8 protein-coding genes and 5 tRNA genes are annotated in these 8,851 nt (G+C 44.8%); 3 read left to right on the top strand and 10 right to left on the bottom strand.

Annotated elements, in window-relative coordinates; translation table 11 throughout:
• Positions 1-6: 6 nt before the first annotated feature.
• From AB4249_RS20595 to lolB, 10 genes are all read right to left on the bottom strand, one after another.
• Positions 7-91: transfer RNA gene (locus AB4249_RS20595), tRNA-Leu, on the bottom strand.
• Positions 92-163: 72 nt separating this feature from the next.
• Positions 164-240, bottom strand: a tRNA-Met gene (locus tag AB4249_RS20590).
• Positions 241-317: 77 nt separating this feature from the next.
• A tRNA-Gln gene (locus AB4249_RS20585) sits at positions 318-392 on the bottom strand.
• A 28-nt stretch (positions 393-420) separates the two neighbouring features.
• Positions 421-505 (bottom strand) — tRNA-Leu (locus AB4249_RS20580).
• A 65-nt stretch (positions 506-570) separates the two neighbouring features.
• Positions 571-647, bottom strand: a tRNA-Met gene (locus AB4249_RS20575).
• A 280-nt stretch (positions 648-927) separates the two neighbouring features.
• A complete protein-coding gene (gene ychF, locus AB4249_RS20570; RefSeq protein ID WP_010439159.1) occupies positions 928-2,019 on the bottom strand; it encodes a redox-regulated ATPase YchF in 1,092 nt (363 codons plus the stop codon).
• 10 nt (positions 2,020-2,029) lie between these two features.
• On the bottom strand, positions 2,030-2,620 hold the full coding sequence (pth, locus tag AB4249_RS20565; protein WP_004739815.1) for an aminoacyl-tRNA hydrolase: 591 nt from the start codon (positions 2,618-2,620) through the stop codon (positions 2,030-2,032).
• A 223-nt stretch (positions 2,621-2,843) separates the two neighbouring features.
• Positions 2,844-3,788, bottom strand: a complete 945-nt coding sequence (locus AB4249_RS20560) for a ribose-phosphate pyrophosphokinase (RefSeq protein ID WP_004739814.1) — start codon at positions 3,786-3,788, stop codon at positions 2,844-2,846.
• Between the two features lie 27 nt (positions 3,789-3,815).
• Entirely contained in the window at positions 3,816-4,691 is an 876-nt protein-coding gene (gene ispE / locus AB4249_RS20555; RefSeq protein ID WP_170962373.1) for a 4-(cytidine 5'-diphospho)-2-C-methyl-D-erythritol kinase, read from the bottom strand.
• Entirely contained in the window at positions 4,688-5,335 is a 648-nt protein-coding gene (gene lolB / locus AB4249_RS20550) for a lipoprotein insertase outer membrane protein LolB (RefSeq protein ID WP_372104588.1), read from the bottom strand. The genes ispE and lolB overlap by 4 nt, the downstream gene beginning before the upstream one ends.
• Positions 5,336-5,495: 160 nt before the next feature.
• Here lolB and hemA point away from each other — a divergent pair, with 160 nt between their 5' ends.
• The 3 genes from hemA to prmC are packed head-to-tail and all read left to right on the top strand — an operon-like array spanning position 5,496 to position 8,738.
• A complete protein-coding gene (gene hemA / locus AB4249_RS20545) occupies positions 5,496-6,755 on the top strand; it encodes a glutamyl-tRNA reductase (RefSeq protein WP_372104585.1) in 1,260 nt (419 codons plus the stop codon).
• 28 nt (positions 6,756-6,783) lie between these two features.
• Positions 6,784-7,872, top strand: a complete 1,089-nt coding sequence (gene prfA / locus AB4249_RS20540; protein WP_017062313.1) for a peptide chain release factor 1 — start codon at positions 6,784-6,786, stop codon at positions 7,870-7,872.
• A 5-nt stretch (positions 7,873-7,877) separates the two neighbouring features.
• A complete protein-coding gene (gene prmC / locus AB4249_RS20535) occupies positions 7,878-8,738 on the top strand; it encodes a peptide chain release factor N(5)-glutamine methyltransferase (RefSeq protein WP_017062314.1) in 861 nt (286 codons plus the stop codon).
• The last annotated feature ends 113 nt before the right edge of the window (positions 8,739-8,851 follow it).

Below are 8,851 nucleotides of genomic sequence, written 5' to 3'. Positions count from 1 at the left end.
AAATAATGGTGCGGTCGGAGAGACTTGAACTCTCACACCTCTCGGCGCCAGAACCTAAATCTGGTGCGTCTACCAATTCCGCCACGACCGCAGCAAATCTTTATAGTCATACTGAATATTGGTGATTCAATATAACGTTGTCTTTTCTTTCTCGAAGAAAGAATGGTGGCTACTGCGGGATTTGAACCTGCGACCCCATCATTATGAGTGATGTGCTCTAACCAACTGAGCTAAGTAGCCATCTGAGAGCGAGACAATATAATATAATCTTGCTTTCAATGCCATTATCTTTTTAAAGATAATTACACTTTAAATAGTGGCTGGGCTACCTGGATTCGAACCAGGGAATGCCGGCATCAAAAGCCGGTGCCTTACCGCTTGGCGATAGCCCAACAATGATATCTTAAAGACATCTCAATATGGTGCGGTCGGAGAGACTTGAACTCTCACACCTCTCGGCGCCAGAACCTAAATCTGGTGCGTCTACCAATTCCGCCACGACCGCGTTATTTCCTAAAAACTCTTTGTTACTAAAGACAAACTTTAATATCAAATAGAGTGCTTAGGAAATGGTGGCTACTGCGGGATTTGAACCTGCGACCCCATCATTATGAGTGATGTGCTCTAACCAACTGAGCTAAGTAGCCATTTCCATATTGTTGCTCATTTCGAAACGTTGCCGCTTCGCTGTGAACGGGGCGCATTATGCGGAGTTGAGTGAAACCCGTCAACTTTTTTTTTGAATAAATCGCGAATAAACATCTGTTCGGTTTCTTTTTAGGCAAAGAGGCGTATTTGTCGACAAAAAACAGGTCTAAAAGGCGATATATATAGGAAGTTAAGTTTCTGGTGAGGGACAATTTAGAAAGGGGAAAAACAAAAAGGCCAGTGAATTCACTGGCCTTTTTTCTAGATGTTTAATCAGAATTATACATTGAAGCGGAAGTGAACAACGTCACCATCTTTAACGATGTATTCTTTACCTTCAAGGCGCCATTTACCTGCGTCTTTCGCACCGCTCTCACCGTTAAATTCGATGAAGTGATCGAATCCAACAACTTCAGCACGGATGAAACCTTTCTCGAAGTCTGTGTGGATCTTACCCGCTGCTTGTGGCGCAGTTGCACCTACAGGGATTGTCCAAGCACGAACTTCTTTAACACCAGCTGTGAAGTAAGTCTGAAGAGTCAGTAGTTCGTAACCAGAGCGGATCACTCGGTTAAGACCTGGTTCTTCGATACCCATATCCGCAAGGAACTCTTCGCGATCTTCGTCATCAAGCTCAGAAAGCTCTGATTCGATTGCTGCACAAACAGCAACAACAACGTTGTTTTCGTTTTCTGCGTATTCACGAACAGCGTCTAGGTATGGGTTATTTTCAAAACCATCTTCTGCAACGTTTGCGATGTACATTGTTGGCTTAAGCGTTAGGAAGTTTAGGTAGCCGATTGCTGCCGCTTCTTCTTTGCCAAGTTCAACAGTACGTGCCATACCACCTTCAGTTAGAACTGGAAGTAGCTTTTCTAGTACAGTGATTTCGAATTTAGCGTCTTTGTCGCCGCCTTTCGCTTTCTTCGCGTTACGTTGAATTGCACGCTCACAGCTGTCTAAGTCAGCCAGTGCAAGTTCTAGGTTGATCACTTCGATATCTTCAATTGGAGATACTTTGCCAGCAACGTGAACAATGTTTTCATTTTCAAAGCAGCGTACAACGTGACCGATAGCGTCAGTTTCACGGATGTTAGCTAGGAATTTGTTACCAAGACCTTCACCTTTAGATGCGCCAGCAACTAGGCCCGCGATATCTACGAATTCCATTGTCGTTGGAAGGATCTTCTGTGGATTAACAATTTTTGCTAATGCATCTAAGCGTAGATCTGGAACCGGAACGATACCTGTGTTTGGTTCGATCGTACAAAATGGAAAGTTTGCTGCTTCGATGCCTGCTTTAGTCAGTGCGTTAAACAGAGTTGACTTACCAACGTTTGGTAGACCAACGATGCCACATTTAAAACCCATGATATAAACCTTATTCTGCTTTGAACGTATGTAAGCGATTTTGTGCTTTTGGTAGGCCATCTTTTAATAAGATGTCTAGGCTGCGAACCGATTCGTCAACGACGGCCTCGATACACTCTTGCTCTTTTTGAGGAGCTTTGCCTAATACATAACCTGCAACTTTATCTTTGTGTCCTGGATGGCCGATGCCTAATCTAAGACGATAGAATTCTTTATTGTTACCCTGCTTGCTGATGATGTCTTTCAGACCATTATGTCCGCCATGACCACCACCTTTTTTAAACTTTCCAATACCAGGAGGCAGATCTAACTCATCGTGAGCGACCATGATCTCTTCTGGTTTAATTTGGTAGAACTTTGCTAAGGCTGCAACTGCTTTGCCTGACAAGTTCATAAAAGTCGTTGGGATCAGCAAACGAAGATCTTCACCGTGAACCATGATACGACCCGTTAGGCCAAAGAACTTTGGTTCGTTCTTTAGTGTCACGTTATGTACACGCGCTAATTCTTCAACTACCCAAGCGCCCGCGTTGTGGCGAGTTTTGGCGTATTCTGGACCTGGATTAGCCAGTCCAACGAGAAGTTTTATTTGTTGGCTCAAGGTATGGATCTCTCTTGGGATTTCAAAAAGCGCCGTATGATATCACAGTTTATGAAAAAGGTGCGAGCTAGCTGATAGCTGCGCGATTATTCCTGTTTGTGATAACTAGCAGTGCAATATTACTCAGACATAAAAAAAGCACTTCATTGACTGAAGTGCTTAATATCTTTCTCTCGCGTGTTTCTAAAACCAAGCTTTTGTAAAAAAAGCTATTGGGCTTTGATTAGTTGAACATCGCTGAGATTGATTCTTCGTTGCTGATACGACGAATCGCTTCAGCAAGCATGCGAGAAAGGCTAAGTGTTGTCACTTTACCCGTCGCAGCCATCTCTGGAGATAGAGAGATAGAATCCGTTACGATAACTTGGTCTAGAACAGAGTTCTTGATGTTGTTCGCAGCAGTACCAGAGAAAACAGCGTGAGTTGCGTAAGCGAATACACGCTTAGCACCGCGCTCTTTTAGCGCTTCAGCTGCTTTACATAGTGTGCCACCCGTATCGATCATGTCATCAACGATCACACAGTCACGGCCTTCAACATCACCGATTAGGTTCATTACTTCAGAAACGTTAGCACGTGGACGACGCTTATCAACGATAGCGATGTCAACATCACCTAGCGCTTTAGCAGTAGCACGAGCACGTACAACACCACCAAGGTCTGGAGAAACCACAACTGGGTTTTCTAAGCCACGGTTCGCCATGTCTTCTAGAAGAACTGGAGTGCCGAAGATGTTATCAACAGGTACATCGAAGAAGCCTTGGATTTGCTCTGCGTGTAGGTCGATAGTAAGAACGCGGTCAACGCCAACGTTAGAAAGGAAGTCTGCAACAACTTTTGCAGTAATTGGCACACGAGCAGAACGTACACGACGATCTTGACGGGCATAACCGAAGTAAGGGATTACAGCAGTAATACGGCCAGCTGAAGCACGGCGCATTGCGTCAATCATTACCACCAATTCCATTAGGTTGTCATTGGTTGGTGCACAAGTTGATTGAATCAGGAATACATCGCTACCACGAACGTTTTCATTGATTTGAACAGCGACTTCGCCATCAGAAAAACGGTCTACAGTAGCATCGCCAAGAGAGATGTATAGACGATCAGCAATACGTTGGGCTAGTTCAGGTGTTGCGTTACCAGCAAATAGCTTCATATCAGGCACGGTGGAAACCTCGGGTTGCGTCCAGTTTTAAATAGATTGTGGGTGGGCTGATTGGTATTCAGCCAGAGTTTCTTTTAAAGGAGAAATGTTTCTTCCTTTCGCTACGAAAGCGGAAACTGTGTCAGGCAGTTGTTCTCGCACCAATTCGGCTTCTTTTTTGCTGTTAAATTCAGCAAAAACGCACGAACCTGTACCAGTCAATCTCGACGGCGCGTATTGTAGCAGCCATGAAAGTTGCTTATCAACCTCTGGGTACAGCATTCGCACAATTTTTTCGCAATCGTTTACGTATTCTTGCTCTAGAAGCGTTGCTAGCGCTCGCTTTGGCGTATTTCGAGTTAATTCTGAATGTTTGAATATGTCTGCAGTTGCTATGCTCACTTGAGGTTTGGCGACTAGATACCATTTTTCATCCGGATTAGCTGGTGACAATTGTTCTCCAACCCCTTCAGCAAAGGCGGCGTGGCCTCGAACGAAGACAGGAACGTCAGCACCAAGCTTCAAACCGATCTCTGCGAGTTGATCGTCTGACAGGTTGAGTTGCCATAAATAATTCAGAGCGACCAACACGGTTGCTGCATTTGAAGAGCCTCCGCCAATACCGCCACCCATAGGCAGTACTTTCTTGAGTTCAATATCGGCACCGAAACAGGTTGAGGTATATTGCTGTAGCGCAGTAGCGGCTTTCCAGATCAGGTTGTCTTCAAGTGCTACCCCAGGGATTTCTGGTGTGATTGTTATCGAGCTAGTTTCTGAGTTTGCGGTAACCGTCAGTTCATCACCAAAATCGACAAACTGAAATAAAGTTTGAAGTTCGTGATAGCCATTGTCACGTCGACCAGTGATATAGAGAAATAAATTCAGTTTAGCCGGAGAAGGCCAATGGGTTGGCGTTGTTATCATCTTTTCAGTGTCCACTTCGAAACTACAATGTTGATTTTGTTATTGTCTTGCTTGAATGACAATCGAGTAGGGAGTGGGATTATCTCTACCTTAGTGTTGTCTTCACCCGATAGTTGCTTATTCGGCATCTCTGTATTGCGATAGTTAGCAAAACTCAGTGTCCATAATTGGTTGCTGACTTGTTTGGTGAGAGATTCAAGCGTGTTGGTCGTGTTCAATTGGTAGCTATCGGCTTGGTCTGGAATGCCAAGGAACCATTGTGGCAGGTGATCAATAGGGATCTGTAAACCTGTCAGCTGCTCAACCAAGACTGAAGCGCTCGCATGAGTAAATACTTGATCGCCATAGGTCACGACTTTTGCACCCGATGGATCTATGGTTAGGTTCAGTGCAGTTTGACCGAGAAAAGTAGTGAGCCTTAATTGACTTTGATTTGGTGAATGTTTCCAAACGAAATTGAGGCTTTGGCGCTGCTCGGGAGAGATGTAGGCAAGCTTACCTGAAGCTTGATAGTTTTCTATCTGTAATAGGCGGCTTTGGTGTGTTTGCCATTCAACACTCGTCGGTTGTTCCGGGATAGACGAGCAACCCACCATGATTATGGTAATAAAAATAAGAGACGCGATTTTACGAAGCTTGCCCATATTTGCTCACAACTTGTTCAAATTTATCTAAAAAACGCTTCAACTATAGCATTGAATTCACGAACTCAGGAAAACAAATCCCGCTTGCTCTTTAAATAGAGCCATGCATCAAGTAAAATTCGCCCCTTGTTTCCATTCCCTGATCGAGAACTTCTGATACATGTCTTTGCTTGCCGTAGGTATCAATCACAATACAGCGTCGGTTGAATTGCGAGAAAAAGTCGCTTTTGGTCCAGATAAACTGTCTGAGGCACTCAAGCAACTTAACGCAAATGCACACGTAAATGGAAGTGTCATACTTTCTACCTGTAACCGAACTGAAGTGTATTGTGACGTTAAAAGCGGAGCAAAAAACAAGCTTATCGATTGGTTGTCGGTTTTCCACCAAGTTAGCCCTGAAGAGCTAAAGCCAAGTCTTTATATCCATGAAGAGCAGGCTGCCATTAAACATTTAATGCGCGTTGCTTGTGGTTTGGACTCTTTGGTTTTGGGTGAGCCGCAAATCTTAGGTCAGGTTAAGCAAGCTTATACAGACTCTCGTGGTAGTAAGTCTGTCGATGCTTCAATGGAAAAGCTGTTCCAGAAATCATTTTCTGTGGCGAAGCGCGTTCGAACGGAAACAGAAATCGGCGGAAGTGCGGTGTCTGTGGCTTACGCAGCTTGTACTTTAGCCAAGCATATTTTTGAGTCGATTGCTGATTCAACCGTGTTGTTGGTTGGTGCTGGTGAAACGATTGAACTTGTGGCTAAGCACCTTTCAGCAAATGGCTGTACTAAAATGATTGTGGCTAACCGAACTCGTGAGCGTGCTTTAGGGTTAGCCGAAGAGTTTGGTGCTGAAGTGATCAGCTTAAATGAAATTCCGGATCACCTGCACAGAGCAGATATCGTGATCAGTTCAACCGCAAGCCCGCTGCCAATTATTGGTAAAGGTATGGTTGAGACCGCTCTAAAAACAAGAAAGCATCAACCTATGTTATTGGTTGATATTGCAGTGCCTCGTGATGTGGAATCACAGGTTGGTGATCTAAATGATGCCTACCTTTATTCGGTTGATGATTTGCAGTCGATTGTTGATGGCAATATCGAACAACGTAAAGTTGAAGCGATTCAAGCTGAAGCGATCGTCAGTGAAGAAAGTGCCGCGTTCATGAGTTGGATGCGCTCTTTACAAGCGGTAGACAGTATTCGAGATTACCGTAAATCGGCTAACGAAATCCGCGAAGAATTATTAAGTAAAAGTTTACAATCGCTTGCCGCTGGCGGTGACCCTGAAAAAGTTTTACTCGAGCTCAGCAATAAGCTCACAAACAAATTGATCCATGCTCCAACGCGCGCACTTCAAAGTGCAGCTGAGCAAGGAGAACCTGCAAAATTAATGGTCATTAGACAGAGTTTGGGCTTAGAAAACCCTCAATAATATTAGACCTCCAACAAGATAAGACATTATGAAAGCCTCGATTCTAGTAAAGCTTGAAACACTTGTTGAACGCTATGAAGAAGTTCAACATCTACTTGGTGATCCAGATGTAATCGGGAATCAAGACAAATTCCGTGCACTTTCGAAAGAATACTCTCAACTTGAAGAAGTGACAGCTTGCTTCCAGTCATACCAGCAAGCGAAAGAAGATCTAGAAGCTGCTGAAGAGATGGCAAACGAAGACGACGCAGAAATGCGTGAAATGGCTCAAGATGAAATCAAAGATGCGAAAGCAGCAATTGAGCGTCTGACGGATGAGCTACAGATTCTTCTTATTCCAAAAGATCCAAACGATGAGCGTAACTGTTTCCTAGAAATCCGCGCAGGTGCGGGTGGTGATGAAGCAGGTATCTTCGCGGGCAACCTGTTCCGTATGTACTCTAAGTTTGCTGAGAAGAAAGGTTGGCGTGTTGAAATCATGAGCAGCAATGCTTCTGAGCAAGGCGGCTACAAAGAGATGATCGCTAAGGTTAGTGGCGACGCTGTTTACGGCACCATGAAGTTTGAGTCAGGCGGTCACCGTGTACAACGTGTACCTGAAACCGAATCTCAAGGCCGTGTTCACACGTCAGCATGTACGGTTGCGGTTATGCCTGAGATCCCAGAAGCGGATCTTCCAGAAATCAAAGCGGGCGACCTTAAAATTGATACTTTCCGTGCATCAGGCGCGGGTGGTCAGCACGTTAACACCACGGATTCAGCAATCCGTATTACTCACTTACCAACGGGTACAGTAGTAGAGTGTCAGGACGAGCGTTCTCAGCATAAAAACAAAGCGAAAGCGATGGCTGTTCTTGCTGCTCGTATTGTTCAAGCAGAAGAAGAGCGCCGCGCGGCAGCGGTTTCTGATACACGTCGTAACCTACTAGGTTCGGGTGACCGTAGTGACCGTATTCGTACGTACAACTACCCACAAGGCCGTGTTTCGGATCACCGTATCAACCTTACAATTTACCGTCTTAACGAAGTACTTGAAGGTGACATGCAAAGCTTGCTTGATCCTGTACTTCAAGAGCACCAAGCCGATCAGCTTGCTGCACTTGCAGAGAACAACTAACCAGTATGCAGTCAGCATATACGGTTGAAAGTGCTTTAAAAGCAGCAATCGTAAAGCTTCAAGAGGGTGATAACACATCACCCTCTATTGATGCCGCGGTACTGCTTTGTCACGCCTTAGATAAACCAAGATCTTACCTACTGACTTGGCCTGAGAAGCATCTCACCTCTGAGCAAGAGTCTGAATTCAATGCCCTTCTAAAACGTCGCTTAACCGGTGAGCCTGTGGCTTACATTATCGGTGAGCGTGAGTTTTGGTCACTGCCGTTAAAAGTTTCCCCTTCTACATTAATCCCACGCCCAGATACCGAGCGTTTGGTTGAAGTAGCGTTGGATAAAACCTTTGGCAAGCAAGGCGCGATTCTCGATTTAGGGACAGGTACAGGTGCTATCGCGTTAGCATTGGCGTCTGAGATGCCGAATCGACAGGTGACGGGTATTGATCTTCGCCCTGAAGCGCAGCAGCTTGCGACAGAGAATGCACAGCGTCTCAACATCACCAATGCGACTTTTTTGCATGGTAGTTGGTTTGAGCCTTTGAGCTCTGAAGGCGTTGTGAAATTCTCTCTGATTGTTTCTAACCCGCCATACATTGAGAAGAATGATCCTCATTTGTCTCAAGGCGATGTGCGTTTTGAGCCGATCACAGCACTGGTTGCTGAAGAGAAAGGGCTTGCAGATATTCGATACATTTCTGAAAACGCACGTGGCTTTTTGGAAAATGAAGGTTGGTTAGCATTTGAACACGGCTATGACCAAGGTTTGGCAGTTCGTGAGATTATGCAGGCGCTCGGTTATCTCGATGTTGTCACAGAGAAAGATTACGGTGGTAATGACCGAGTGACATTGGGTCGTTACTGTTCATAGTTAGTGATTGTTAATCGTCTTGTGAGCAATGGATGATGAACTTGCTAAATTGATACCTTTAACTCGACAATACATTTAACCCGATAATGCATTTAACGCAGAAATACAGAGCA

It is taken from the genome of Vibrio sp. 10N.261.55.F4, from assembly GCF_041470465.1.
GTDB classification, from domain to species: domain Bacteria; phylum Pseudomonadota; class Gammaproteobacteria; order Enterobacterales; family Vibrionaceae; genus Vibrio; species Vibrio crassostreae_C.
This window is presented reverse-complemented; position numbering and strand designations above follow the sequence as displayed.